The following is a 26,034-nucleotide window of genomic DNA, read 5'->3' as shown; positions in this document are numbered from 1 at the left end:
TATAAGCCATTAGGTGATAGGCATGTAATGAAAGTCTTAGATAATACAGTTTGAATTCAATAAAAAAGGATCCCACAAGGGATCCTTTTTTGTATCTGTCGAAACAGGAGATTTGTTATTTGGAGCTCAACACAGAGGCGGGGTTTAACTTCGATGCTCGAGATGCTGGGTACCATGTCGCCAGCAAACTTAAAGCAATTGCAGTACCTGATACTACAACGACATCCATCATATTGAGTTGTGATGGCAAGAAGTCGACAAAGTAGATATCACCTGACAGGAATTGGTGGTCGATCAGCTTCTCAAGCCCTTTAATAAGAGTGGTTAGATTGAGTGCAACCAAAACACCTATCGCACTGCCGACTAAGCCACCTAATACGCCTGAGAACACGCCCTGCCAAACAAAGATACGCTTAACTAAACCATCAGAAGCCCCCATGGTTCTTAAGATTGCGATCTCCGAAGCTCTGTCTTTTACCGCCATCATCAGTGTCGAGACAATGTTGAAACACGCAACACCAATCACCAGCACCATGACTAAATACATAATGGTGCGAACCAATTGAATATCTCGATATAAGAAACCGAACTTCTGTTGCCAACTTCGCAGGTAAACATACACATCAAGCTGATTACCTACCTCGCGGACAATCTCGTTCGCGTTCAGTACATCGGTCACTTTCAAAGAGACCCCCGTCACTGCCTCACCTAAGTTCGCGTACACTTGAGCATCACCAATCGGAATAAGCGCTAAGCTATGGTCAATTTGTCCATTCAGCGTCAGTAAGCCGGCGACTTTTACTCGAACACGCTTGGGCGCCTGAACCTTAACCGATCCGTTGACTGTTGGGATCATCAAGGTCAAGTAGTCCCCCACTTGCGCACCAAGCACATTCGCTACACCAGAGCCTAAGATGATCTGCTGCTGTCCTGCTTTGAAATCGCTCCACACTTGCTTATCAATGAAGCTTGATAGGCTCGATACCTGTTGCTCAAGCTGTGGATCAACACCACGTACTTCAATCGCTTTAAGTTCTTTTCCCTTTTCAGCCAGCGCTGTGATTTTCACATAAGGTGCAGCTGCAACGACTTTGTCATTTTTTTCGGACTGCTCTACCACATGCTCCCAGCGAGTTACAGGTTCATTGACCCCTTCAAACTCACCATGTGGAATCACAGACAGCACACGCGATTCTAGCTCACGCTCAAAACCATTCATGGCTGATAGACCGATAATGATCACCGCCACACCAACCGCAATACCAATTGTCGAAGACAAGGAGATGAAAGACACCATCTTGTCTCGCTGTTTAGCACGGCTGAAGCGGCCGCCTATCACTAGAGATAAAGAAGAAAACACTTAATTCTCCTCTTTTTCTACGTTAACCAGTAAACCATCTTGCATGTGCAGTTGACGATCCATTTTGGAAGCGAGTTCGCCATCATGGGTCACGACTAAGAAGGCAGTATCGTACTCTCGGTTTAACTCTCGCATTAAGTCATAAATAGAAAGCGCAGTATTGTGGTCAAGGTTACCCGTCGGCTCATCCGCTAGTACAAGATCTGGCTTGTTGACTAATGCACGGGCAATCGCTACACGCTGCCTTTCGCCACCAGAAAGCTCTGAGGGTCGGTGACCAACTCGATGACTTAGCCCTACTTTATCAAGTAGCAACTGTGCTTCTTGTTTTGCTTTCGCAGGCTTTTCACCGCCTATTAGCAGTGGCATAGCAACGTTTTCTAGCGCAGAAAAGTCGGATAGCAAGTGATGGAACTGATACACAAAACCAAGGTGTTGGTTGCGAAGCTTAGCCTGCTTGTTCGAGTTCAGTTTAGCTAAGTCTTGACCAAGAAAGCTCACACTGCCCGCAGAAGCATCATCAAGCGCCCCTAAGATATGCAGTAGCGTACTTTTACCCGACCCAGAGGTGCCAATAATCGAGACCAGTTCCCCTTTTTCAATTTCAAAGCTAACACCTTTGAGGACTTCGGTATCCAACGAGCCTTCACGGTACGTTTTACTGATATTATTACATTGAAGAAAATTACTCATAACGAAGGGCCTCAGCAGGTTTCACAGAAGATGCACGGTAAGAAGGGAAAATAGTAGCAATCAAGCTAAGTGCAATAGCGAGTACCACCACAACGGCGATTTGAATTGGGTTAATCCAAATAGGTAACTGACCACCAAAAGAAAATAGAGCACCCCCCATCGCTTCTAAAATCGGGTTAAGGTTCATTGCTAGAACAACGCCTAGTACGCCACCCGATAGTGCGCCAATCACGCCGCTACTCGCACCCTGAACCATAAAGATGCCCATCACTTGACCATCGCTCATGCCTTGGGTTTTAAGTATCGCAACCTCAGATTGTTTCTCCATCACCACCATAATCAGCGCAGAGATAATATTGAATGCAGCAACACCAATGATCAGCCCAAGCATTAGGCCCATCATGTTTTTCTCCATACGGACCGCTTGGAACAGTTCACCGCGTTGGTCACGCCAATCACTCCACAACCATCCATCTGGTAAGGGTTGGCTCGATAGTTCCGCGACTTCAAATGGGTCTTCAAAAAACAGGCGCCAACCTGAAATGCTGTCTGACTTATAACGCATCAAACGCCCAGCATCTTGGATATCCGTCACCATAAGTTGAGCATCAATATCCGAGCCCGTATTAAAGATACCGGCTACCGTGAAATTACGTTGGCTAGGAATACGGCCAAGAGGTGTGTACTGGCTTGCGCTGGTCACCATTAGACGAACCTTGTCGCCCATCGATACCTTTAAGTTTCTTGCCAGAGTATGGCCAAGGAACAGCTGGTATTGACCTGCTTTAAGTGAAGACAGTCTACCCGCGATTAAGTGGTCTTGAAGTGGGTCATCAGAATTGGGTTGGATGCCAATCAAAAGGCCCGCTGACAATTGCATAGGGCTCTGAATCACCGCCTCACTGCGAATAATCGGTTCAACATGACCATTAAGCGAAATTCGCTTAGCAAAACCAGGAGCCTGTTCAGAGAATAGCGTCTTACCGCCTTGCTCATAAACCACTGCCTGAGGGAGAACGCCGAGAATTCGGTCTTTTAATTGCGCTTCGAATCCATTCATTACCGACAAAACAGTAATCAAAGACAGCACACCAATAGTGATACCCGCTGTCGACATATAAGAAACAAAACGGCTAAAGCGATCACCTGAACGGCCTTTCAAATAACGTAGGCCAACAAACATTGAAATAGGATGAAACATACTTTGAACCATCAAAAAGGGATGCGGGTTAATGTAACGGGTATTGCTGTTGCTGTGTAGGGGGTAATTGAAAATATAGAGTGAATTAACTCAATTAGTTAAGCCTGAAAAACAGAACCCTGTCAAAACACCAAATTTCAAACAACTATTTGATAGTTTCAATTAACTGACCTTGATTACTGCCGCCACATAGCGATAATCAATGGGTCACTTCAAGGAACTAACGCATGTCAGAACAAGAGTTTTTCACTGTTCACCACAGTCTTACCGCTAATTTAGAACCGATGGAAAGTAACTTCACTTTACCCTCTCAAATTCAGTTCGAATCCGAGATCCCTGCCCCTTTTGTTGTGGCGAGTGAATTTAGCCAGTTGGACCTATTAGCCGACAATGCTCGCGCAGAACTGAAAAACAGCGACTTGAAGAATGTCACCAGTTTATTGGATGCACAGAACTCCAAATTAAACCTGCTGTTGAGCTTTATGTTATCGCAGCAAGATGATGAGAAGTTTAGAACTCACACCTACTCCTTCGGTGCGAGCCAATTTTCCTGTTTTTCTAAGACAGACATCGAACCAGGTCGCTTAGTAAAAGCTAAGCTGTTCTTGGAACACCCTGCTGCTGCGATTTACTGCTACGCGGAAGTGTTTGCAAGCCAACCTAAAGATTCAGGTTTCGAAATCAACTTCAAATACGCTCATCTTCGTGATACTGACCAAGACCTGCTGATCAAAGCGGCACTTCATCAACAACAGAAACTTTTGCGTCAACGCTCTCTAGACCGAGATAACAAGTAAATTAACATGACCAAACAATCTATTTTTACCCTCCCCTCCCTCAAAGGAGCCGGTGACAAAAAGCACATTGGTAACCTTGTGGGTTCGTCTCTCGCTCTTGCTATCGCTAAACTCGCAGAGCAACACAACAGTCATACTGTACTTGCTGTGCCAGATCCACAAATCGCACTCAAGCTGCAATCTGAAATTGAACAGTTTACGGCGAGCGAAGTTGCACTATTCCCAGACTGGGAAACTTTGCCTTACGACAGTTTCTCGCCACACCAAGAGATCATATCAGATCGTATCGCACGCCTTTATGCCTTGCCGACATTAAAAGACGGCATCACGATCGTGCCTATCAGCACGCTACTCCAGCGCCAATCACCACGTGACTTCTTGTTACAGCACACTCTAATGGTGAAAACTGGTGATCTTTACTCACTAGAGAAACTGCGCCTGCAGCTTGAAAAATCTGGCTATCGTTACGTTGACCAAGTATTTGGCCCGGGCGAGTACGCAAGCCGTGGCTCTATTCTTGATCTGTTCCCGATGGGCAGTAAAGTTCCTTTTCGTATCGACTTCTTTGATGACGAGATCGACACCATTCGAACCTTCGAGCCAGAGAGCCAACGTTCTATCGAAGACATCTCTGAAATTCGACTCTTACCCGCGCACGAGTTCCCAACTTCGGAAACTGCGATAGAAGATTTCCGTATTCGTTGGCGTCAACAATTCGATGCACGACGTGAACCAGAGTCGGTTTACATGCAGGTATCAAAGGGGACTTGGCCTGCTGGTATTGAGTACTGGCAGCCTTTATTCTTCGATCACACAGAAACACTGTTTGACTATGTTGCTGACGAAGCACAGATTTTGGTTTTAGGTGATGTCGAAACCGCTGTTGATTCTTTCCTTGCTGATGTCGCACATCGATACGACCAACGTGGGGTCGACCCATTACGTCCTCTATTAGCGCCAGAACAACTTTGGCTGAAAAAAGACGAACTGTTCGCACATTTCAAGCAAAAGCCACAGGTCAACCTGAGCTTAGAGTCTATTGAAGAGAAAGCTGGACGCATCAACCTTCCGGTTACGTCACTGCCTGATCTTAGCGTTCAACACCAAAACAAAGAGCCTTTGGCTAACCTAAGAAAATTCACTGAAGCCTTCGATGGCAAGGTTGTTTTTTCGGTTGAATCAGAGGGTCGCCGTGAGGCACTAAGCGAACTACTGCGCGGCATAAAAGTACGACCAAACGAAGTAGAAAACCTCGATGCAGCCGTTAAGGCCGACGATAAGTTCAGCCTGATCCTAGGTTCAGCTGAACACGGTTTTGTTCACAAAGAGAAAAACATCGCACTTATCTGTGAAAGTGACTTGCTTGGCGACCGCGTTGTTCAACGCCGTAAAAAAGATAAGAAAAGCGTTAATAGCGACACGGTTATCCGCCATCTTGCGGAACTAAAACCAGGTCAACCTGTTGTGCACATTGACCACGGTATTGGTCGTTACATAGGCCTACAGACCCTCGAAGCCGGCGGCATGAAAACCGAATACGTTACGCTTGAGTACCAAAACGATGCCAAGTTATACGTGCCAGTTGCTTCTTTGAACCTTATTGGACGTTACTCTGGGGGCGCTGAAGAATCTGCACCACTGCACAAGCTAGGTGGTGAGGCTTGGCAAAAAGCCCGTAAGCGTGCCGCTGAAAAAGTGCGTGACGTTGCCGCAGAGCTGCTGGATGTCTACGCCAAGCGCGAACTCAAACCTGGCTACAAATTTGTTTTGGATCGCGGGCAATACGCAACCTTCAAAGCTGGCTTCCCGTTTGAAGAAACCGATGACCAAGCGATGGCAATCAATGCTGTTATGTCTGACATGTGCCAAGCAAAAGCCATGGACCGCTTGGTGTGTGGTGATGTTGGTTTTGGTAAAACCGAAGTAGCGATGCGCGCCGCTTTTGTTTGTACCGATAACAGTAAACAAGTAGCGGTTCTGGTTCCAACTACCCTACTTGCTCAACAACACTTCGAAAACTTCCGAGACCGTTTCGCGAATTTACCGATCCGTGTTGAAGTGCTTTCTCGATTCAAATCAGCTAAAGAGCAAAAAGCGATCATGCAAGATGTCGAAGACGGCAAGGTTGATATCCTAGTCGGTACTCACAAACTGCTCTCTAGTGATATCCAGTTCAAAGACCTTGGCTTACTGATCGTCGATGAAGAACACCGCTTTGGTGTCCGTCAAAAAGAGAAAGTAAAAGCGATGCGTGCCGATGTCGACATTCTAACGCTGACTGCGACTCCAATCCCAAGAACGCTTAACATGGCGATGAGTGGAATGCGTGACCTATCGATCATTGCTACTCCGCCGGCACGACGCTTAGCTATCAAAACTTTTGTTCGTCAAAGTGATGATGCAATAGTGAAAGAAGCAGTACTTCGTGAAATCATGCGTGGTGGTCAGGTTTACTTCCTCCACAATCAAGTCGATACAATTGAGAAAACCGCAGAGTCATTACAAAAGCTGATTCCAGAAGCTCGTGTAACGGTCGCTCACGGTCAAATGCGAGAGCGCGAACTAGAACGCATCATGAATGACTTCTATCACCAGCGCTTTAACCTGCTGGTATGTACAACCATCATTGAGACCGGTATCGATGTTCCGACAGCCAATACCATCTTGATGGACCGAGCCGACAACCTTGGTTTAGCACAGCTTCACCAATTGCGTGGTCGCGTAGGTCGTTCTCACCACCAAGCTTATGCGTACCTGCTAACACCGCATCCGAAAGCGATGACCAAAGATGCAATTAAACGATTAGACGCGATTGCCTCTCTGGAAGACTTAGGCGCAGGCTTCACTCTCGCAACACACGATTTAGAGATTCGTGGTGCCGGTGAACTGTTGGGTGATGAACAGAGTGGTCAAATACAATCTGTCGGCTTCACGCTGTATATGGAGATGCTAGAGCAAGCGGTTGAGGCCTTGAAAGAAGGTCGAGAGCCGTCACTTGATGACCTGTTACGTGAACAAACTGAGATTGAGATGCGCATCCCAGCTCTATTGCCAGACGACTATATTCCAGACATCAACACGCGCTTATCAACATACAAACGTATTGCGAGCGTGAGTGACACGGATGAACTTGCGGAGCTGAAAGTCGAGCTTATCGACCGCTTTGGTATTCTTCCTGATGCAACCAAGAACTTATTATCGGTTTCCGAGCTTAAGTTGGCGGCGGCCTCTATCAAGGCGAAGAAGATTGAAGCGCATGACAAAGGCGGATTTATCGAATTCTACCCGGATGCTGACATAAACCCGAACTACCTTGTTAAACTGTTGCAATCTCAACCGCAAAAGTTTTCAATGGAAGGACCAACTAAGTTCAAGTTTACGATACCATTGGTCGACAGACGGAAACGAATTCAATTTGTTAGTGATCTATTAGGCGAATTCAGACAGAACTTGCTGCCTTCAGCGTAAAGCCTAATCCACTTACACATATAATTTATCCAGCCGGTAGTGCGGCTGGAAAACGGAGTAAAAATGAAAAGACTGATCCCACTGCTACTATTGTTCGTCTCACTGCCAAGTTTGGCACAGAGACAATTTGATATAGAAGTGATCATTTTTAAGCGCGCAGTTGACGCAGAGAGGGTGAATGAGTCTTGGCCTAATACCCAACCAAAGATTGCACTTGAGCGCGTTGGTTCATTTCAGGACACCCAGTACCGAGCAAGTAAAGGGGTAAAGATGCTCCCTGACTCGGAGTACAAACTGACGCCTCAGAAAGATAAGCTAAAGCAGCATGCTGGCTTTGAAGTACTGATGCATACGGCTTGGCGTCAAGGCGATCAAGGGAAGAGCTCAGCACCTGTGTTCCACATTCAAGCAGGTAAAGACTTCTCGAAACAGTTCAATGCTGACGGTTCAGAAAAAGGCGCAGTCACGACATCTGCAGATGGCTTTCAAGAAGAGACTATCGACAAGCCACTTTACGAACTTGACGGCAAGCTACAAATCTATGTTCAGCACTACCTATACGCTGAAACCACTCTGGATTTGAAAGCACCAAGCGTTCGTGAAGTGAAGCTGCAAGAACAGCTAATCGAACTCGACTCTCCAGTAAGCGGTGCTGAGAGCAATGTTCAAGTAGGTAACTTAACGGAAATCTCTCCAACGGTTGAAGTAGAAGAGTTCCTCAAGAGCTACCGTATGGAGCAAAAACGTCGCATGCGCAGTACTGAGACTCACTATCTTGACCACCCGCTTCTTGGCATGGTAATTCAAGTTCGTCGCGTTGCTGAGTAAACAACCCAAGTGATATAGCGACGAAGCTAGTTGGTTTGTTAGCACCCAAGCTATACTCCTACTAATCATTCAAAGCGCCCTCCATTGTGAGGGCGTTTTATTAGGTGCAGGCTACTTTCAGCAGGTACTTACAAATTTAATTGGTACGCCCTATGAGCCCCGACTTTCAGATCAATACACAAAACCTCAGCCTAAGAATTATTGAGCCTTCTGACGCTCACGAGTTTTCTCAACTGATCAAGTCTTCCCCTAGCTTACTGCCTTGGGTCGACTGGTGTCATGATCGGTTCTCTATCGCTGAAGCTGAAAAGTTCATTCTCGCCACTCGCTTAAACTGGGTGAAAGCCGATGCGTTTGGCTTTGGCATTTTCGAAAGAAAAAGCGACAAGCTGGTTGGTATGGTGGCAATCAATGAGCTTTACCACACCTTTAATATGGCGAGTTTAGGGTATTGGGTTGGTGACCAATTTCAACGAAAAGGCATAGCAAAGGAGGCGATGCTAGCTCTGTTTGAATTTTGCTTTGCTCAGCTCAAGTTAACGCGTTTAGAGATTGTCTGTGATACCGAAAACCTACCGAGCCAAAAGCTCATAGAGAAGTGTGGGGCAGAACGAGAAGCCATTGCCAAGAATCGCTTTATCTTCAACGGCAAGCCAAAAGATGGTGTCGTTTACTCGGTATTGCCACCAGTGGCTTAGCAATAACCAACAAGGTTACCAATTAACTGACACGATCAAAAAAGAGCTCCGGAGAGCTCTTTTTTACTATCAGCGTTAAGCGTTTTGAAAGCTTAACTCTTCTTCGAAAAGCTAACTAATTAGTGAAGCTTTAGGTTTGGACGTAGAACACGGTTAATACGACCAACCAACATCATTAGAGATGTCTTAATGATTCCGTGAAGCGCCATCTGGTGCATGCGGTACAAAGAGATGTAAACCACACGAGCAATACGACCTTCAACCATCATCGAACCTTTAGTCAGGTTACCCATCAAGCTACCTACAGTAGAGAAACGGCTTAGTGATACTAGTGAGCCTTTATCTTTGTAGATGTAGTCTTTCAGGTCACGACCGTTCAGCTTAGCAATGATGTTGCTGAATGCGCAGCTTGCCATTTGGTGAGCCGCTTGAGCACGAGGTGGAACAATAGAACCATCCTTTTGTGTACATTGTGCCAAGTCACCGATAGCAAAGATGTTGTCATCAAGTGTCGTCTGCAGCGTATTTTTCACAACCAGTTGGTTGATACGGTTGGTTTCAAGACCACCTATATCTTTCATGAAATCTGGCGCTTTGATACCTGCTGCCCATACCATGATTTGAGCTGGGATTTTGTCGCCATCTTTCGTTGTTAGGCCATCAGCGTCCGCTTGCGTCACCATAGTATTGGTACGAACGTTCACACCAAGCTTAGTCAGCTCAGAGTGTGCAGCACTTGAAATACGAGGAGGAAGAGCTGGAAGAATACGCTCACCAGCTTCAACTAGGTTTACGTTCAACTTACTTGAGTCCAGGTCGCCGAAACCGTATGTACGAAGCTCTTTCACAGCGTTGTGAAGCTCAGCCGAAAGCTCTACACCAGTCGCACCCGCACCAACAATGGCGATGTCTACCGTACCTTGACCGTTCTTAGCATGCAGCTTTAAAAACTGGTTGTTCATTTCAGTACGGAAACGGTGAGCTTGCTCTGGGCTATCAAGGAAAATACAGTTATCACGAACGCCAGGAGTATTGAAATCGTTAGACGTTGAACCTAGTGCCATGACCAGAATATCGTATTCAAGCTCACGGCTTGGCATCAGCAATTCACCGTGCTCATCTCTCAGCTCGCTAAGTACAATCGCTTTACGCTCACGATCGATGTCGTTCAGACTGCCCATTTGGAAATCGAAGTAATGGTTTTTTGCGTGCGCGCGGTAACTTAACGCATCAACACCTTCATCCAAAGAGCCAGTTGCTACTTCATGAAGTAATGGCTTCCATAGGTGGCTTGCTTTACGGTCTACCAGTGTAATCTGGGCACGTTTCTTACGACCTAAAGTGCGGCCAAGCTTAGTTGCTAGTTCTAAACCACCAGCACCGCCGCCTACTACGATAATTTTTGTCACAATGACAATCCTCTACAAAATGAATAAATAGGGTTCGGCTCGATTACTCCAACCGATAAATTCTATGTATCTACCCGGCCTTTACATAAGGCTGTGACATATTGGATAACCGCGAAAAAGAATAACGACAGCTCACCGAGTAATTAGAGGGATTACAAGCAACAAACATCCGCTTGTCGACTTGCTCACGTGGATAAAAAAGGTGACGACCTTAGAGGCAGTACACAAATAATGGGCAAGTTTTATCACTCGCTCTCAATTTTTTTGATATTTATCAAAATATTTAGCTTTGGAACATTATATATGGCAAACCGATGACCGCAACTAAAATCCTTACCCTCAATGAGGATTCGCCGCCAAATAGTTAACGTTTGCGCAAACTTATCAACATCGCAGCTACGACAGCATCATCAATAGTAACGTTACATTCAAAATAAAAAAAGCGGCACTCATTGAGTGCCGCTTCTTATAAAATACTTAGTATGTTAAGCGTCTTTGAAAGCTTTCATTGCCTGAAGATGTTGAGAGATTTTTTTGAATTTATGGCTCTCTTTCTCATCCCAAATCACATCGTAGTAATCTTCGAGCGCAGCAGCTGTTTTGCTATTGTCGTGAATTTCATCTTCGCGAGAAAGCACCACTAGACAGCGACCTTTGTTTTTCATGCGGTACTGTTCCACACACTTATTCGCAATATCTTCGTACTCTTCAGGACGATCGATTCGGCCCACCATGTTGTTTTCAGGTTGAAGATTTGGATTGAAAATAACCTGTTTGATACCACACAAGAAGCCAATACGCTCAGACCAAAAACCGCCTAAACCAACACCACAGATAATTGGATGTGGGTCGTCTGATTGCTCTATCACTTTGTGCACCTCTTTCAGTAGGTACTGCATGTCGTGCTTTGGATGCAAAGTACTGTAGTTGATGAAACGAACGTCATCATCAATGAATTGCAACTGCAGTATTTTTTCGTGATTTCCCGAGCTTGTTGAGTCGAAGCCGTGAAGATAAATAATCATTGTACCTCCCCCATTGAATATTGGTACGTTTCGAACAATCTAACACGAAAAACAAGGTTTTAAAGGGAAGACCATCGAAATTATATTTTTCACTTCCTAAACGTGATCCTAGATACAGAAAGTGTGACTCAGAGCCTCAGCTTCACGCAGATAACTTTCATCTCCCCACAGTTGATAGGCGAGCAAATACCACAACATTGCCATCATTCGACTTCGTGGTAACCACGCTTCTACACCATCTAGCCAAGGTTGAACATCGTGAATACCGCGCAGCTTACAATACTTTTCAACCGTTTCTTGCACCGGGGCACCTGCGACTGAAATGGTTAAGGTTAGATCTAATCTAGGGTCAGCAATTGCCGCGTATTCCCAATCAATGATTTTAATCCCGTCACTGCTCTCCACTAGGTTATAACCGCCAAGATCAAAGTGACATAAGGAAAGATCAATGCTCGAGATACTTGGCGTTGTACGCCACTCTTTATAAATGTTGCTGTAGACCTCAGTCTGATGAGCGGCATTAAGCTGAAGCCAATAATGGTCTACTCGCGCTGAAAAGCTAAACGGCTTAAGTGGTAATCGTGCGGTGTTAACTAGATGCACAGAGATAAGCGTTTTCAGAAGGTCATCAATATCTAAACCTTCATATAGCGTATCCCCAGCAACCCACTCAACCAATAAGCCCTGCTCATTCACCACTATCGGGCTTGGTCCAATACCAAGACGCTCGATGGCAGACAACACTTGGTACTCTTCATGACGGGAAATAAAGAAAGCGTTGGTGATTGGTGTGCTCGGACGCCATACGTATTCATCGCCATCAGAAGATACCAGCTTCCAACATCGGTTAGTCAGACCACCGGTGAGTGTTTGAGCCTTCACTGGCGGCTGCGAAAAATAACCATCAAGCGAACTCAAACTGGTATCAAGAAGCTTAGCCTCAGACCAAGAAAAAATTGCCATTGCTCATTCCCTATTAACGTCTTCATTTCCCTACAAAAAAGACACTGACCAGAGCCAGTGTCTTCAAATATCAGCACATCATGTACTGAATTAGCGTGTAACCAATCTATTCACTGTAAATAGTAAGTGTGCATAGTTGGTAGTTAAGCAAAATTAAAGACCTAGTAGGCTCTTAGATTGCTGCTTACGGATTTCAGTCTCGTCAGCCCACTCGATCAAGCCAGTCTCAAGGTCCATCAGACGCATGGTCATTTTGTAGTACACATCTTCGTCGCTACCTGCTTTCTTAACGATGCTTGATAGGTTGCCGTACAGCATGTACTGAGCACCAACCATCTTACCGAACTGAATCGCAGAGCTTTGGTTCACTAGCTCATCGTTGTTTTGGAAGTTTAGTTGCTCACGAACAGACTCTACACGGTCCATGTCAACGAAACGGAACTTACCAGAGTTCAGCATTTTTGTACTGATAGTGTCAGTGATTGACTCAGTATCGATGTGCTCACTTGTTTTGTTCTTGATTCGCTCTACGAATACGATTGGACGCTGATCACGAGTAATGTAAGACACTGAACCAGAAGCCATCATGCTATCAACCATCTCACCAGCAATAGTTTGAAGGTCAGTTGAACCGAAATCGATTGTCGTGGTTTCTACTGCTTGTGCATCACCGTAGCTTACCTTGTTTGAACAACCGCCTAAAATAACCGCTAAGCCTAGTAGCGCAATGACACTCTTTTTCATTATGTTTCCTCAACTTATCATTGAGCGGGGTTACCCACACTCTTAAATTTTATCTGTGCGAATCAATTCGCTTTCTTAAGTGCTAGTCCACCTTAACTAGCACCGGTTATAACTAAATCTATTCTTACTGCTCTCGGAACTGCACTCGGAATTGAGTTGCTTTCGGGTTTACCGATACTTCCGACAACGAGATGCTTTCAAAGCCACGTACAATCGCTTGCTTCCACGGCCCTTGTTTCAAGTTGACCTCAAGCCCAGCATCGTCATACCAATAGAAACGATAAAGGATGTGTTGGTCTCCTTTATAGTTACTGTTTAAGCGGACAATACCTCGAGTGTGACCATCAATCTGATCGGTACGGATATCTTCAACTTGTAAACGGCTGCCCAACACATTGTCGCCAAAGAATACGTTCTGAGTCAGACTATCAACCCTTACGCCAGCTGTATTATCAGCACAACCAGCCAGAGCCATAACCGCTGCTAAGCTCACTAACCACTTTTTCATTACAGCCTCCCTAGCTGTTTATGCCACATTGTTGCGTTGTTTCCTTGTCGAGAAATCCATACCAAAGTAGTCTGCCCTTCTCGAATATCAAAATCATAGGTTTTAGCGCCCGCTTCCAAAGTATATTGGCCGCTGTTTGCTACAAACGTACTGCTCTTAATCTCAGCTGGTAATGATTGCCAACTGCGAGTGTCTGGTTGCTCTGTCAGCGTGTTCCACACATTGAACAAAATGTTGCCAACGTCATCACCCTTGGTTGCCTCTTTACGAATGCGGTCTTTTGCGACCACACGTAGTGCTTGGCGAATAACAATGCTCGTCATACGCTCAGATAGATCGTTCTGAGCCATAGCGTTTACGTCGGTAATCAAATGCTCTTGCAGCGGCTGCCCACTGATTCGTAACGGAGAAAAACGTTCTACGTTCTGACTTGGGTAATATGGCAGCGCAAGAGAGTATATTGCTCCCTGATCGCGACTGTCATAAACAGGTAAATCTAATCGCCAACTGTCCATCGCTTGAACAGCACTCTGCTCTTGGAGAACAATCACGCGCCCTTGACCACTACTTAGCTTAGATGACTGCTTGTAACGCTTCTCCAGTTTGGCTAAATCTTGTCCCATACCCAAACGTGCAGCCGTTACCATGGTTCTATCGATAATCTCTTGGTTATCAGGCATCACCGCCAATGCACGTCGATAATCAACATAAGCACTGTTTAAATCGTTTGAAGCTTCATAAAGCAAACCCGATAAAAACATCAGATAAGCGTTCTGCACTGACTGCAGCTTTTTACCCGCATCTGGGTAATTCGCGAGAATGCTGCCAACATTGGCAGATAGCCCCTGTTTCTTCGCATCGCCGGCTGCTCTTTCTAGCTCAGCCTCGCGCTGCTTCTTTGCTTGCTCTTGAACTTGGTTGGCGCGACGCATTTCAATCACCGCACCTTCTAAATCGTTTTTCTTTAGATAATTCAAACCGAGGTAAAGATGAAGAAAGCCTAACTCGTAATCGGGCGGCACATACTCGGTAATATTGTCATTCACAGCCAATGCACCCACACTGGTTGCACTGTCTGATATTGAGATGACGGCTTTTCTCTGCTGCTCGGTAACAGCCTGATCCGCGGCTTCAAACGAAGACTTACTCTCTGGATATTTTTGATCCAACAGATTGATTCTGCCTCTCTCAAAATTATCGAGAATGTCTCCTGCTGCGTAATCTGGTAACGCTTGTTGAGCCTCTGAATAATCTCCAGATTTAACGGCTTGATAGACACTTTTATTTTGTGCGCTGTAATGACTGAACAGGTTACCTGCAGACATACTCGCGCATCCCGCGGTCAGCGCCGATAGTAGGGCAATGGAAGCGAATCTAAACTGTTGCTTCACTTATCGTCTCCGTGCATGTTTAAAATGCCAACTTTATTAGGGTCCCGTTATCAAAACGAAACCTGCTGTAAAAAGGATTTCAAGCAAGTAAATGCTTGTTTCATCGTGCTCTGCTTAAACAAAGCCGATATTCAGACAACAGTTAACAATTAAAATTGGCATACAAACAACAAATTTTCCAACTTGTTGTTTGTGTTAATTAACTTATTTGATTAGCTCATAAGTAAAGGGCCAAGCGGACGGCCACCAACTAAGTGCATGTGGATGTGGTAAACCTCTTGGCCACCATGAGAGTTACAGTTCACAATAAGACGGTAACCATCTTCCGCGATACCCTCTTCTTTTGCTAGCTTACGAGCAACAGTAAACATACGCCCCATCATTGCTTCATCTTCTACTTCAACATCGTTGGTCGTTGGGATCTGCTTATTAGGGATGATAAGAATGTGACTAGGAGCGCGTGGATTGATGTCACGGAACGCTGTCACTAAATCGTCTTGGTATAACAGATCTGCTGGAATTTCTTTATTAATGATCTTACTAAAGATGGTTTCTTCAGCCATGTTTTTCTCCGATAAAACATTTACTTTTTAGTGTTTTGAGTATGCGCTATACCGCATCAAACCACAATAAACCTGCTATAAAGCTTAATAAAAAACACCGTTCAAATCAAAGAAAACTGGTCTTAGTTCTCAAGAATGGCATGTTAATTATAACTGAGCGCTATTTTTGACGTGTGCGTCATAAAATGCGTAAGATGAGCTCAATAAAATGCTGACAATTTTGTTATTTTTACTTTGACCTGACATTAGGTCTGCATTTTATTTAGGGAGAAAGCCATGAAGGGATCTGTGATAAAGCGTATGTACGCTGGTTTCGCACTGATCATCATCATGTTCGCAATCACGATAACCATCATGATGAACAGCATGAATCAGATACATAGCAATTTTGAGAGTGTTTCAGAAACCTCATTACCGCTTGTTGCGCTTTCCAATCAAACAAGTGTCCAATTGCTTTCTGCTGATAAGTCATTCAAAGATTTCTTAACCACACAAAACGCTGAACGCATGTCTGCAATGCGCACAGAATTTGCTGCATCACAAAACGCTTTTTCAGAAGTTCTTGGCAATCTAGAAGCAGCAAGCCAAAACAATACCTCCCTCATCGAACGCATTACTCAGCTAAGAGCCATGGAAGAGCGCTACTTTGCTGAAGCGGATGAAGCGATGAACAATTACGTCGCGATGTTTGAAGCGCAAGAGCAAGTACAAAAAGCATCACGTGATTTCCAACGCCTACACTCAGAGTTGACCGTTGGTATGAAAGAGTACGTAGCCGATCAAAAAAGCATCTCTGTAAAAGTAATGGCGAAAAGTTACTTCATCAAGCTGCAAGACGCAGAAGTAATCACATCAGACGCACTTGCGAGCTCTGATGTAGCATTCGTACAGAAAGCCGTGAACCAAAACAAGAAAGCCGTGACTCACCTAAACTACGCTTACCGTGGTTTGGCAACACAACTACCTGCTCTTAAGAATGTATTCGATGAATCAGTTCAGGAGTTCACTAAAGACGTAGGCCAAAAAGGCGGTGTTCTTGATAAGCACAACAACTACCTCCAAGCAAAGCAAGCACTTTATTTAAACATCGCTAACTTAGCGGTTGAAGTAGACCAAGCGATGTCTGTGTTAGACTCATTCAACGTAACAGCCGAAGAACAACTTAACTCTTCATTGGCAGACGCGAGCAGCATATACGACAAAGGCCTATTTAATGCTATTGCAATCGGTGTAGTTGTAACAATATTTGCAGCAGCAATTGGCTACCACATTGCTCACAGTGTGAGAGAACCACTAACCCGTATCCTTAAGACACTGGAAGGCCTAACAGAAGGCGACATGACACAGCGCATCGATATTCGTTACAACAACGAATTCAGCCGAGTAAGTGGCCACATCAACACCTTAGCCGATAACCTGCACAATATTCTTGTGAAGCTTAACGATGCGTCAGATGACCTAACCAAAACAGCAAGCGTCAACCAGAAGACCTCTTCAGAAACTCAGGCTCAACTGAACAGCCAGCGTGAGCAGACTGCGGCAGTAGCGACGGCAATGACAGAGATGTCGCACTCAGTACAGGAAGTGGCGAATAGTGCACAAAGCTCTTTGACTATGGTTCAGCAAGTTGAAACCGCTTCTGAATCGGGTCGTCAGATCATGAACACCAACATCAGCACCATCAACCAACTGGAAACTCGTTTGACCGAATCAGTTAGTGCAGTGAGTGAACTGCAACAGATGAGTAGCCAGATTGGCTCAATCCTAGACGTAATTCGCGGTATTGCAGAACAAACTAACCTTCTAGCACTGAATGCTGCGATTGAAGCGGCGCGTGCTGGTGAGCAAGGTCGTGGTTTTGCGGTCGTTGCCGATGAAGTTCGTGTACTGGCGCAGAAAACAACGCAATCTACCGCTGAAATCGAAACTATGATTAGCAACCTACAGTCCAGCTCGAAAACCGCAAGTAATGTCATCGAAAGCTGTATGAGTGATATGGATATGTCGGTACAACAAGCATCGAATGCCAATAGTGCAATGGAAGAGATTCAAGCCTTGATTCTAGAAATCAGCCATATGAGTACTCATATCTCTCAAGCAGCAGCTGAACAGAGTGAAACATCAGGCGATATTGCGCGCAATATTGAAGACATTAACCACATTGCCGATGCAAGTTATCAAGCAATGTCATCAATAGCTGAGGCGAGCCAAAACCTAACGCTTCTTGCGAATCAACAAGGAGATTTGGTTCATCAATTTAAGCTATAGATAAGTGATGGAACCATAAATATTAGGTGAGATTGTTGGGACTTCCTTCCCAATAGTGGTAACTATTTGAACAAGGGCAACTTTTATCAAGAGTTGCCCTTGTTTTTTATGAGCTTTGTCATTATATGGTTATTAAGGCTTGCTGTTTCCCGTTTTCTTTCACCTTTATGAGCGAGCCGCTATTAAGGAATTTATATGGCTGTTCATGTTGGCATTATCGATCAAGACCCCATTCGCTTGCTTACCCCACTACTTGATAACCGAACGATCAGCACGCACATCGTGTTCATCGGCGATAAGAATCAAATCGATATGTATCAGCGCTTAGACAGTGTTTTACAAAAGCGTGATATTACGAGCGAGTTTTTTGAAATTCCGACGATCGTAAACACGTCAGTAATTAAAGAATCCATTCAAAACCTTGCGGAAGATTTAAAAGCACGTGGCCAAGAAGTGAAACTCAACGCTAGTTGTGGTCTGCGTCACCGTCTACTTTCAGTTTACGAAGTGTTCCGTACTTACCACTGGCCTATCTTCGTTGTAGAGCCAAATAGTGACAAACTGTGCTGGCTTTACCCGAACGGAAAAGAAGACGCGCAAGTTCAAGACCGTATCACTATCGATGACTACCTAACCGTATTTGGCGCCCGTGGCGAATTCAGTGATGTACAGCTACCTCCACAACTCGATCAAAAGCTATACGAGCTAGGTGAACGTTGGGCAAGTAACGCACTTGAATTAGGTCCTGGTCTTGCGACACTTAACTACCTTGCAACCACTTGTCGCAAAGAGCAGAAGCTGGATGTTGAGTTATCAGAGAAGCAACAGGGCTATCGTGAACTGAACATGCTGTTAAGCGATTTAGTAGAAGCGAAAATTGCGACTTATGAGAATGGCACCCTAACCTTTGCCAGTGAAGATGCTCGACGCTTCTCGAACGGCGAGTGGCTTGAAACTCTCGTTCACAGCACGGTAAAGCAGATCCAAGATGACATGCCGACCATCCAAGATCGCTCTTTGAATGTTCAGGTATACCGCCAACTTGGCGAACGTGAAGTTCGAAATGAGCTAGATGTGGCATCTGTGGTGAACAATAAACTGCACATAATCGAATGTAAGACGAAAGGCATGCGTGATGATGGTGATGACACCTTGTACAAACTGGAATCACTAAGAGACCTTTTAGGTGGCCTACAAGCCCGCGCTATGCTAGTGAGCTTCCGCCCGCTTCGCCATAACGACATCACACGCGCAGAAGATCTTGGCCTTGCTTTGATCGGCCCTGACGAGTTGAAAGAACTTAAAACGCACCTAACAGCTTGGTTTAAGGCTGCTGGCGGTAACGAAGACCAAGAGTGCTAAAGAGCAAGCTTCTCTTAAACCAATATAACAAAGGCGAGTCACTATTTAGTGACTCGCCTTTTTCTTATCTGTTTTTTCTCTGTCACTTAACCAGTAAATAAAAAATAGCCGCATCAATCGATGCGGCCATTTCAAAATTTGCTGTCAGATTAAAACTTAAAGCACTTTTGCTACTTAAAGCATTTTGCGAGCAGCTTCTACAACCACTTTGATTGAGCGTGCTTCTGTTACTTTTAGTGTGTCGTGATCAGGCGTCTCTGTTTGCGTACGGTTGATGATTACACCAGCAACACAACCCGCTTTCAGACCAGAACTTGCACACATAGTTAGCAGCGTTGCAGATTCCATTTCGAAGTTTAGAACGCCCATGTCTTGCCACTCTTGCATGGAACCTTGGAAACGCTTAACTACACGACCAGAGAACGTGTCGTAACGCTCTTGACCTGGGTAGAAAGTATCACTTGAAGCCGTTACACCCATGTGAACTGTTGCGTCAGCCTCTTCAACTGCTGCTTTCATTGCTGTCGCTACTTCGAAGTCAGCAACCGCTGGGAACTCCATTGGAGCAAAGTGTAGGCTAGCACCGTCCAGACGAACAGAACCAGTAGAAACAATCATGTCACCCACGTTTACGTGAGGTTGGATAGCACCAGTAGTACCAACACGTAGGAAAGTGCGAACACCCAGTTGAGCTAGCTCTTCTACAGCGATAGAGGTAGATGGACCACCAATACCTGTTGAACATACAACCACTGGCTTACCGTCTAGTTCTGCGCGGTAAAGTGTGTATTCACGATGGCTAGCAAGAAATACAGGGTTCTCCATCTCTTCTGCAATTTTTTGTACACGAGCAGGATCACCTGGAATGATCGCAAGAGTAGCACCGTTAAGATCTGCTTCAGTAACACCTAAATGGAAAACAGCTTGAGACATAGTTCGCTCCTTTTGGCTTATTGGGTTATTTACCCTTATTTAAGCTCATAGTAAATTCGTGGGGTACGAACACACTCTAACCAAGCTCATGATAAAATGAAGTGATACAGCTCACACCGTTGATAGCAACAAGATTTCAAGTTTCACAAAAAACCGATTGGCATCACAAAAATAAGCAATCTGAGCACCTTCGTTGCATACTAATGAGACAAAAAACGCCTTTAACGTATTACCGTTAAAGGCGTTTATATAGTGTGTAATTTTGTATAAAAGCGTTGGGTTTAGTCTGCTTTAGACTTGAATCGTAGCAGGCGCAATGCATTCAATGTCACCAGTGCTGTTGCACCACTGTCCGCTAGAACCGCTACCCACAAGCCCGTAATACCAAATAAGCTCGTCACTAAGAACACACCTTTCAAGCCAAGAGCCAAAGCGACGTTTTGACGGATATTATTGATAGTAGCTTGCGACAGCTCAATCATTGCTGGTAATTCAGTTAGACGGTTATGAGTCAGTGCTGAATCAGCAGTTTCCAGAGCGACGTCTGTACCCCCACCCATTGCGATACCGACATGAGCGGTCTTCATCGCTGGAGCATCGTTAATACCATCTCCAACCATCGCTACATGCGACTGTTGAGACAACTCTTGTACGTAAGACACCTTATCACTTGGAAGTAGGCTTGCTTTGTACTGCATACCAACCTTGCCACTGATCGCAGCAGCACTGCGCGGGTTGTCCCCTGTCAACATAATAGATTGAATACCGAGACCATTAAGGCGTTCAATCGCTAACTTCGCATCACTACGTAATGTGTCTTGCCACGCAATCAGACCAATCGCATTGGCTGCCTGATCAGAGCCTTTAACCTCTAATGCAACAACAACGGTTTTACCTTCATCTTCTAGCGATTCGATTTGCTTAGATACCTTTGCATCCAAAGCAAAATCAAGTTTAGATGGCGCAAGCGCTCGATACTTCACACCATCGACGTCACCTTCCACGCCACTACCAATCAGCGCTTTCTTGTTGTGTGACTCAGGAATATCGATGCCTAATTCTTCAACTTTTGCCACCAGTGATTTTGCCAATGGGTGAGTAGAGCCAACTTCAATAGCACCAACAACACGAAGCATCGCATCTTTCTGCCAACCTGACAGTGGCTCAATATCAGTCACCTGAGGCTTACCTTCAGTCAGTGTGCCTGTTTTATCGAAAGCAATAGTTTCGATCTTACCAAGCTGCTCAAGTGCTGCACCGCCTTTGATTAGCGCACCGCGTTTTGCTGCCGCAGCCAAACCTGAAGTGATCGCCGCAGGTGTTGAGATAACAAGTGCACAAGGACATGCGATTAGCAACAGTGCTAGACCACGGTACACCCATGTTTCCCAAGGTTGAGCAAACAATAATGGTGGCGTGATGATGACGAGCAAAGCCACTACCATCATCAATGGTGTGTACCAACGACTGAACTTATCAAGAAAACGCTCTAGTGGTGCTTTACGTGATTCCGCCTCTTCAATCAGGTGAAGAATACGGTCAATGGCGTTCTCACCCTGTTTAGAGGTAATCGTAATGCGTACCACTTTATCGACTACGACAGCACCAGCCATGATGCTATTACCTAGGGTGTGCTCGACAGGTACAGACTCGCCAGTCAACGCACTTTCGTCAAAACTCGCCGCATCGGTAATCAACTGACCGTCTGCTGGCAAACGAGAACCCGCAGCCACTTCAATCACATCGCCAGGTACCAACTCGCTTACCGCTACTTCAACACGTTCACCGTTAATAATCTTGGTCGCATTCTCAGGTACTAAAGCCATTAGCGCTTGAACACCACTTCTCGCTTTAGAAGAAGCAAAAGCCTCTAAGCGTTCGCCAATCAAGAACAGAAGCAATACCATTGCCGCTTCTGCGGTCTCGCCTAGGTATAGTGCACCCAGTGCAGCCACGCTCATTAAGGTTTCTATCGCGAAAGGAGTTCCCGAGTGGGCTAGTTGAACGGCTTTCTTAGCGACCGGATACAATCCAAGTAGACATGTCGCGATGAATAAGCCTTCACTTAATTGAGGTGCTGAACTTTTCAGTAACGCCGCAAACAGCATCGCTGAGGCTATCGCTATGATCTGTAAATTAGGTTGAATATGCGCTTGCCAAAACGTCTCTGGTTGTTGTTTTTCTTTCTTAGAACCTACTTCCGTTAACGGGAAGCCAGTGTTAATAGAGACGTGCTCTATGGTGTCTGCAAGACTTTCATTGTTAAATTTCACAACCAGTTTTTCGGTAGCAAAGAGTACCTTCGCTTGAATTACACCGTCGATATTACTGATCGCTTTTTCTATTTTTCTGGCACAAGCTGGGCAGTCCATTCCGGAAACCAACCAACTTTTAGAAAATTGGGCATCGTTCGTTATCGTTGAGGACTGACTGTCTTCTTCTCCACTGTCTGAACTACAACAGCCATCACCCGATGACGCGACTGTCGCTGAAGAAGAGCTGCAACATGCTGATGATGTACCAGCTGCAGTAATGCTTGAAATTTTAGGGCTAGAGCAGCTTATTGCGGCTGCTTGTGGTTGAACGTCCACTTTTACTGAGCGGCACGCTGCGTGTTTTGCGCACATAATGTATCTCCTTAATACTTCAATATCCTTGAAGTGGTTGCTTAGTCATTAAAGCAATCAACCCCAAGTTCATCGAAAGTATAAACCTTGGAGGTAGCTCCAAGGTCAAGAAGAAGTTTTCGGTTAAGGCGTTTTATTTCGATCTTTTCATTTCGAATGACATTCACATCACTAGCCTGGCTTAACCTCAGCACACTCTTCTCTATTCGCTGAAACATCATCAATCAGCACGGCATCATGAGAACAGAAAGGCTGTGTATTCAAACTTACGATAGACACGTCATCTTCAACAGGCTCAACGTTAGAGCCCTGAATCAATTCAGAGATGTGGTAACGAAGCACCAAGACACCTAACAATCCAAACAGAATATTACCCAGCGCTTGTCCGTATAACACACCTAACGCGCCAGACCATTGCGAACCTAAATATACGAAAGGTAAGGTACCAAGTGTCGCTTTACCTAAGTTCAAAGCGGTGGAATACAGCGGCTTACCTAGGTTATTAAACGAGGTGTTCGCGACAAACAGTGCACCGTTAAAGATGAAAGTAATGGCCACATAGGTACAGAAAGCAGCAACAATGATCGCCGCATCCCCTTGCAGACTAAAGCCATGAATCACGGGACCTTGTAGGAAGTACAACAAGACGCAAACCACAATTGTGTACACCGTAGTCACAACTAGAGAGTTATTGAGCGTCTCTTTTACTCTGTCCATTCTCTCGGCACCAAAGTTCTGACCAATGATTGGCCCTACCGCGCCAGACAAAGCAAAAATCACAGCAAAACACACCGGTGTTAAACGACCAATTACCGCAAAGCCCGCAACGAAATCTTCACCATATTGTGCAATACCTGTCGTGACAATGGCATTGCCGATAGGTGTTGCCGTGTTAGTAATGATTGCAGGGATCGCGATGGCTAAGATTGGGCGGATATTGATGCGCCACTGGACGAATGATGGCGGAGCCACCAACTCATGACTGCGAATCAAAGGATAAAGTGAGAAGAAGAGAACCGAAAAGCGTGCCACAACAGAAGCGATAGCCGCTCCTTCGATATTCCAACCAAAGCCAAAAATAAACAGAGGGTCTAAGATCGCATTTACGATCCCTCCCGATAATGTCGCCCACATTGAACGCTTGGCATCACCCGCAGCTCTTAGGCCAGCACCTGCAGCCATCGCAAGCGCCAACAATGGACCACTCGGTAATAAAATCTGCAAATAAGCTTGTGCACGTTCTGCGGCCAAGCCTTTCGCGCCAATGGCTGCCAATAGCTCAGGGATATAAGCGTACATCACAGCAGTGACGGTTGAGCTAATGACAAACGCGGTCAGCATAATACTGGTGCTGAGGTTTCTTGCTTGGTCTCTATTTTTTGAGCCAATAGCTTTTGATACCAACGCTCCCATCGCAATGGAAGTACCAATCGACACAGAAGTAGAAAAGAAAGTGAGTGTGCCAGCAAAACCAACCGCAGCAGCCAGTTCAACCTGACCTAGCATACTGATAAACAGCATATCGAGCAGGTCGACCACAAATAATGCCATCAAGCCGACTGAGCCTGCTCCCGACATCACCAAAATGTGGCGCATCGTTGAACCTTCTACAAACTTTGCAGTTTGGTTTGACATGAAACCTCCAAAAACTGAAACACCAAAGGCTAAACCTATAGACCCATAAATAGGTATAATTAGAAAAGCTCCACGAAGAAAAAGGCGCTAGTGCGCCTTTTTTATTTAAGGGTGTAGAGAAATATAATCGTTCTTAACACGCTACTATACCGGATGTTGGAAACATTCATCTAAGTTCTTGCCGATTGCTCTCAATACATCGGTTCGAGTGATAATGCCAACCAATTTCTGATTATCGATGACAGGATAAGCTTTTGGTTTACCTACCTGCATCATATCTGCCAATTCGATAATGGATAAGTCTGGTGCGACTGATAGCACCTCTTGGTACATACAATCACCAACAATATGGGTGTCTTGGCAGAAGTAGCTAACCTTAACTAGCTTCTCTAATAAATCTTGCTCAGAAAGGAAACCAATCACTTGCTCATTGTCGTCAATAACTGGTCCACCCATGTGATGACTACTCATCACTTTGTCTAACGCTAGACTTAACGGCATATCAGGAGTGAATGTCACAACCTGCTGCGTCATGTAATCTTTCACTTTAATTGAATGCATAGCGTTCTCCCTAAATACTTTGCGTCATGTTTTTATCTGCTTCTTTCATTTAATTGTTGTCTAAAATCTTGATTTTACTAAATGGATTTCAGCAATTTTATTGATAGGCAAAACCTAACAAGACAAAAAAACGAGGCAGATAAAGGGTTGAGCGCATTTTCCAACATCCCAAAAAAGTAAAAAAAGAGCCCTTACAAAGTCTTACTTTCTCTTTCTCGAGCTTACTTAGCCGCACTAGCCTGTATACATAAACCCTGTAATCTTCAACGAATCAATAATAAAAACACCATTTGAAAAAGTTTATGCAACACAACGAAAATACTATGTATGCGTATGTTTATGAGGCCCAGAACGGCACTGACAACACACTCATTGCTACTATCGATAACCAAGAAAAGCCTCTGGTTTCGAATTGTCTCGACGAAATAAAAAACATGTCGAATCTAGCCATTGATTTAGCCGCTCAAAACAATCTAAGGGTCAAGCTCGTCAAATATCAAAAAGAGCAAGAGATCGATTTCGGCATGTTCTTCAAATAAACATTCACATACTCCCCCCTTCGCTATAAGGCAGCCATGTTCGAGTGGTTGCCGAACTCAGACTGACAAGCTTGAGCAACAAACGGTATGCTTGATAAACACCACGTTCTCTTCCTTATTCGGTCTCACATGCCTTTTTCCACCGCCATCTTTAAGATTAAAACTTACTTCAGCACATTGCTGGATTTTCAGTCCCGTATTTGGTTGGTCCATATCTTTGAAGATTCGATTTCTGACCAATCATTTGTCATCAATGAGGATGCCTTTAAAGAACCGCTAGAGTGGATGAGAAAGCGTGATTACCACTCAAAATGCTCGATCGTGTTGATAAGATGAAGATATCGCAGGTTATCGAGATTCAATTCGAAGACAAAATGCATAGGCTGATGCGAGTAAAGTAGTGGTTCAGTCCTGAGTATTTAACCGAAACACCCGATACAAAAAAAGGCCAGCAATCGCTG

The 26,034-nt window shown here is 44.9% G+C and carries 21 protein-coding genes; 7 read left to right on the top strand and 14 right to left on the bottom strand.

All coding sequences use genetic code 11. The annotated features are described in order from the left end of the window. Window positions 1-115 precede the first annotated feature (115 nt). Genes lolE through lolC form a run of 3 tightly spaced genes read right to left on the bottom strand, consistent with a single transcriptional unit; the run spans window position 116 to window position 3,254 of the window. The gene (lolE, locus tag ACTRWI_RS10925; protein ID WP_499131287.1) at window positions 116-1,360 is read right to left on the bottom strand and encodes a lipoprotein-releasing ABC transporter permease subunit LolE; all 1,245 of its coding nucleotides are present in this window, start codon (window positions 1,358-1,360) and stop codon (window positions 116-118) included. Continuing rightward, the gene (gene lolD / locus ACTRWI_RS10920) at window positions 1,361-2,053 is read right to left on the bottom strand and encodes a lipoprotein-releasing ABC transporter ATP-binding protein LolD (RefSeq protein WP_499131285.1); all 693 of its coding nucleotides are present in this window, start codon (window positions 2,051-2,053) and stop codon (window positions 1,361-1,363) included. Beyond that, window positions 2,046-3,254 carry a lipoprotein-releasing ABC transporter permease subunit LolC gene (gene lolC, locus ACTRWI_RS10915; protein ID WP_499131283.1) on the bottom strand — a complete coding sequence of 403 codons (1,209 nt, stop codon included), beginning with the start codon at window positions 3,252-3,254 and terminating at the stop codon, window positions 2,046-2,048. Before lolC ends, lolD begins: the two co-directional genes overlap by 8 nt. Window positions 3,255-3,481: 227 nt before the next feature. On the opposite strand from lolC, the gene ACTRWI_RS10910 reads away from it, so the two are divergent. The 4 genes from ACTRWI_RS10910 (at window position 3,482) to ACTRWI_RS10895 (ending at window position 9,045) form a co-directional block, all read left to right on the top strand. Then, window positions 3,482-4,051: a hypothetical protein gene (locus tag ACTRWI_RS10910; protein ID WP_499131281.1), complete on the top strand. Its 570-nt coding sequence runs from the start codon at window positions 3,482-3,484 to the stop codon at window positions 4,049-4,051. A gap of 6 nt (window positions 4,052-4,057) precedes the next feature. Beyond that, on the top strand, window positions 4,058-7,519 hold the full coding sequence (mfd, locus tag ACTRWI_RS10905; RefSeq protein WP_499131279.1) for a transcription-repair coupling factor: 3,462 nt from the start codon (window positions 4,058-4,060) through the stop codon (window positions 7,517-7,519). A gap of 63 nt (window positions 7,520-7,582) precedes the next feature. Beyond that, on the top strand, window positions 7,583-8,347 hold the full coding sequence (locus ACTRWI_RS10900) for a peptidoglycan binding protein CsiV (protein WP_499131277.1): 765 nt from the start codon (window positions 7,583-7,585) through the stop codon (window positions 8,345-8,347). 152 nt (window positions 8,348-8,499) lie between these two features. Next, complete coding sequence (locus ACTRWI_RS10895; RefSeq protein ID WP_239917611.1) at window positions 8,500-9,045, top strand: GNAT family N-acetyltransferase; 546 nt, start codon at window positions 8,500-8,502, stop codon at window positions 9,043-9,045. A 119-nt stretch (window positions 9,046-9,164) separates the two neighbouring features. Here the strand turns inward: ACTRWI_RS10895 and ACTRWI_RS10890 are convergent, their stop codons facing one another. The 7 genes from ACTRWI_RS10890 to hinT form a co-directional block, all read right to left on the bottom strand. After that, window positions 9,165-10,454, bottom strand: coding sequence for an NAD(P)/FAD-dependent oxidoreductase (locus ACTRWI_RS10890; protein ID WP_499131275.1), 1,290 nt, complete (start codon window positions 10,452-10,454; stop codon window positions 9,165-9,167). Between the two features lie 485 nt (window positions 10,455-10,939). Next, window positions 10,940-11,479: an alpha/beta hydrolase YcfP gene (gene ycfP / locus ACTRWI_RS10885; RefSeq protein WP_499131273.1), complete on the bottom strand. Its 540-nt coding sequence runs from the start codon at window positions 11,477-11,479 to the stop codon at window positions 10,940-10,942. 108 nt (window positions 11,480-11,587) lie between these two features. After that, complete coding sequence (locus ACTRWI_RS10880; protein WP_499131271.1) at window positions 11,588-12,442, bottom strand: phosphotransferase; 855 nt, start codon at window positions 12,440-12,442, stop codon at window positions 11,588-11,590. A 153-nt stretch (window positions 12,443-12,595) separates the two neighbouring features. Next, a complete protein-coding gene (lpoB, locus tag ACTRWI_RS10875; protein WP_499131269.1) occupies window positions 12,596-13,186 on the bottom strand; it encodes a penicillin-binding protein activator LpoB in 591 nt (196 codons plus the stop codon). 124 nt (window positions 13,187-13,310) lie between these two features. After that, entirely contained in the window at window positions 13,311-13,694 is a 384-nt protein-coding gene (locus tag ACTRWI_RS10870; RefSeq protein ID WP_004741950.1) for a YcfL family putative periplasmic lipoprotein, read from the bottom strand. Next, complete coding sequence (locus ACTRWI_RS10865; RefSeq protein ID WP_499131266.1) at window positions 13,694-15,085, bottom strand: COG3014 family protein; 1,392 nt, start codon at window positions 15,083-15,085, stop codon at window positions 13,694-13,696. The genes ACTRWI_RS10870 and ACTRWI_RS10865 overlap by 1 nt, the downstream gene beginning before the upstream one ends. 212 nt (window positions 15,086-15,297) lie before the next feature. Then, entirely contained in the window at window positions 15,298-15,648 is a 351-nt protein-coding gene (gene hinT / locus ACTRWI_RS10860; protein WP_499131264.1) for a purine nucleoside phosphoramidase, read from the bottom strand. Window positions 15,649-15,924: 276 nt separating this feature from the next. On the opposite strand from hinT, the gene ACTRWI_RS10855 reads away from it, so the two are divergent. Together ACTRWI_RS10855 and ACTRWI_RS10850 are read left to right on the top strand one after the other, a co-directional pair. Continuing rightward, complete coding sequence (locus ACTRWI_RS10855) at window positions 15,925-17,916, top strand: methyl-accepting chemotaxis protein (protein WP_499131262.1); 1,992 nt, start codon at window positions 15,925-15,927, stop codon at window positions 17,914-17,916. A 195-nt stretch (window positions 17,917-18,111) separates the two neighbouring features. Continuing rightward, window positions 18,112-19,278, top strand: coding sequence for a DUF1887 family protein (locus ACTRWI_RS10850; protein ID WP_499131260.1), 1,167 nt, complete (start codon window positions 18,112-18,114; stop codon window positions 19,276-19,278). A gap of 174 nt (window positions 19,279-19,452) precedes the next feature. Here ACTRWI_RS10850 and udp read toward each other — a convergent pair whose 3' ends face one another. From udp to ACTRWI_RS10830, 4 genes are all read right to left on the bottom strand, one after another. After that, a complete protein-coding gene (gene udp / locus ACTRWI_RS10845; RefSeq protein ID WP_499131258.1) occupies window positions 19,453-20,211 on the bottom strand; it encodes a uridine phosphorylase in 759 nt (252 codons plus the stop codon). Window positions 20,212-20,492: 281 nt separating this feature from the next. Continuing rightward, a complete protein-coding gene (locus ACTRWI_RS10840; RefSeq protein WP_499131256.1) occupies window positions 20,493-22,838 on the bottom strand; it encodes a zinc/cadmium/mercury/lead-transporting ATPase in 2,346 nt (781 codons plus the stop codon). 171 nt (window positions 22,839-23,009) lie between these two features. Next, window positions 23,010-24,473: an MATE family efflux transporter gene (locus ACTRWI_RS10835; RefSeq protein ID WP_499131254.1), complete on the bottom strand. Its 1,464-nt coding sequence runs from the start codon at window positions 24,471-24,473 to the stop codon at window positions 23,010-23,012. A gap of 144 nt (window positions 24,474-24,617) precedes the next feature. Then, window positions 24,618-25,034 (bottom strand): CBS domain-containing protein, encoded by a 417-nt coding sequence (locus ACTRWI_RS10830; protein ID WP_008221675.1) that lies wholly within the window; start codon window positions 25,032-25,034, stop codon window positions 24,618-24,620. A gap of 302 nt (window positions 25,035-25,336) precedes the next feature. Here ACTRWI_RS10830 and ACTRWI_RS10825 point away from each other — a divergent pair, with 302 nt between their 5' ends. After that, window positions 25,337-25,573: a hypothetical protein gene (locus ACTRWI_RS10825; protein WP_499131253.1), complete on the top strand. Its 237-nt coding sequence runs from the start codon at window positions 25,337-25,339 to the stop codon at window positions 25,571-25,573. The last annotated feature ends 461 nt before the right edge of the window (window positions 25,574-26,034 follow it).

The organism is Pseudoalteromonas sp. G5_S1_14_S5, assembly GCF_054968605.1.
This window is presented reverse-complemented; position numbering and strand designations above follow the sequence as displayed.

Bases quoted from the DNA above. Each gene is read 5' to 3' on its own strand.
- hinT (WP_499131264.1), bottom strand. From the start codon at position 15,648: ATGGCTGAAGAAACCATCTTTAGTAAGATCATTAATAAAGAAATTCCA.
- ACTRWI_RS10870 (WP_004741950.1), bottom strand. From the start codon at position 13,694: ATGAAAAAGTGGTTAGTGAGCTTAGCAGCGGTTATGGCTCTGGCTGGT.
- lolC (WP_499131283.1), bottom strand. From the start codon at position 3,254: ATGTTTCATCCTATTTCAATGTTTGTTGGCCTACGTTATTTGAAAGGC.
- ACTRWI_RS10855 (WP_499131262.1), top strand. From the start codon at position 15,925: ATGAAGGGATCTGTGATAAAGCGTATGTACGCTGGTTTCGCACTGATC.
- ACTRWI_RS10830 (WP_008221675.1), bottom strand. From the start codon at position 25,034: ATGCATTCAATTAAAGTGAAAGATTACATGACGCAGCAGGTTGTGACA.
- ACTRWI_RS10900 (WP_499131277.1), top strand. From the start codon at position 7,583: ATGAAAAGACTGATCCCACTGCTACTATTGTTCGTCTCACTGCCAAGT.
- ACTRWI_RS10835 (WP_499131254.1), bottom strand. From the start codon at position 24,473: ATGTCAAACCAAACTGCAAAGTTTGTAGAAGGTTCAACGATGCGCCAC.
- lolD (WP_499131285.1), bottom strand. From the start codon at position 2,053: ATGAGTAATTTTCTTCAATGTAATAATATCAGTAAAACGTACCGTGAA.
- udp (WP_499131258.1), bottom strand. From the start codon at position 20,211: ATGTCTCAAGCTGTTTTCCATTTAGGTGTTACTGAAGCAGATCTTAAC.
- ACTRWI_RS10850 (WP_499131260.1), top strand. From the start codon at position 18,112: ATGGCTGTTCATGTTGGCATTATCGATCAAGACCCCATTCGCTTGCTT.
- ycfP (WP_499131273.1), bottom strand. From the start codon at position 11,479: ATGATTATTTATCTTCACGGCTTCGACTCAACAAGCTCGGGAAATCAC.
- lpoB (WP_499131269.1), bottom strand. From the start codon at position 13,186: ATGAAAAAGAGTGTCATTGCGCTACTAGGCTTAGCGGTTATTTTAGGC.
- ACTRWI_RS10895 (WP_239917611.1), top strand. From the start codon at position 8,500: ATGAGCCCCGACTTTCAGATCAATACACAAAACCTCAGCCTAAGAATT.
- ACTRWI_RS10840 (WP_499131256.1), bottom strand. From the start codon at position 22,838: ATGTGCGCAAAACACGCAGCGTGCCGCTCAGTAAAAGTGGACGTTCAA.
- ACTRWI_RS10880 (WP_499131271.1), bottom strand. From the start codon at position 12,442: ATGGCAATTTTTTCTTGGTCTGAGGCTAAGCTTCTTGATACCAGTTTG.
- mfd (WP_499131279.1), top strand. From the start codon at position 4,058: ATGACCAAACAATCTATTTTTACCCTCCCCTCCCTCAAAGGAGCCGGT.
- ACTRWI_RS10825 (WP_499131253.1), top strand. From the start codon at position 25,337: ATGCAACACAACGAAAATACTATGTATGCGTATGTTTATGAGGCCCAG.
- ACTRWI_RS10910 (WP_499131281.1), top strand. From the start codon at position 3,482: ATGTCAGAACAAGAGTTTTTCACTGTTCACCACAGTCTTACCGCTAAT.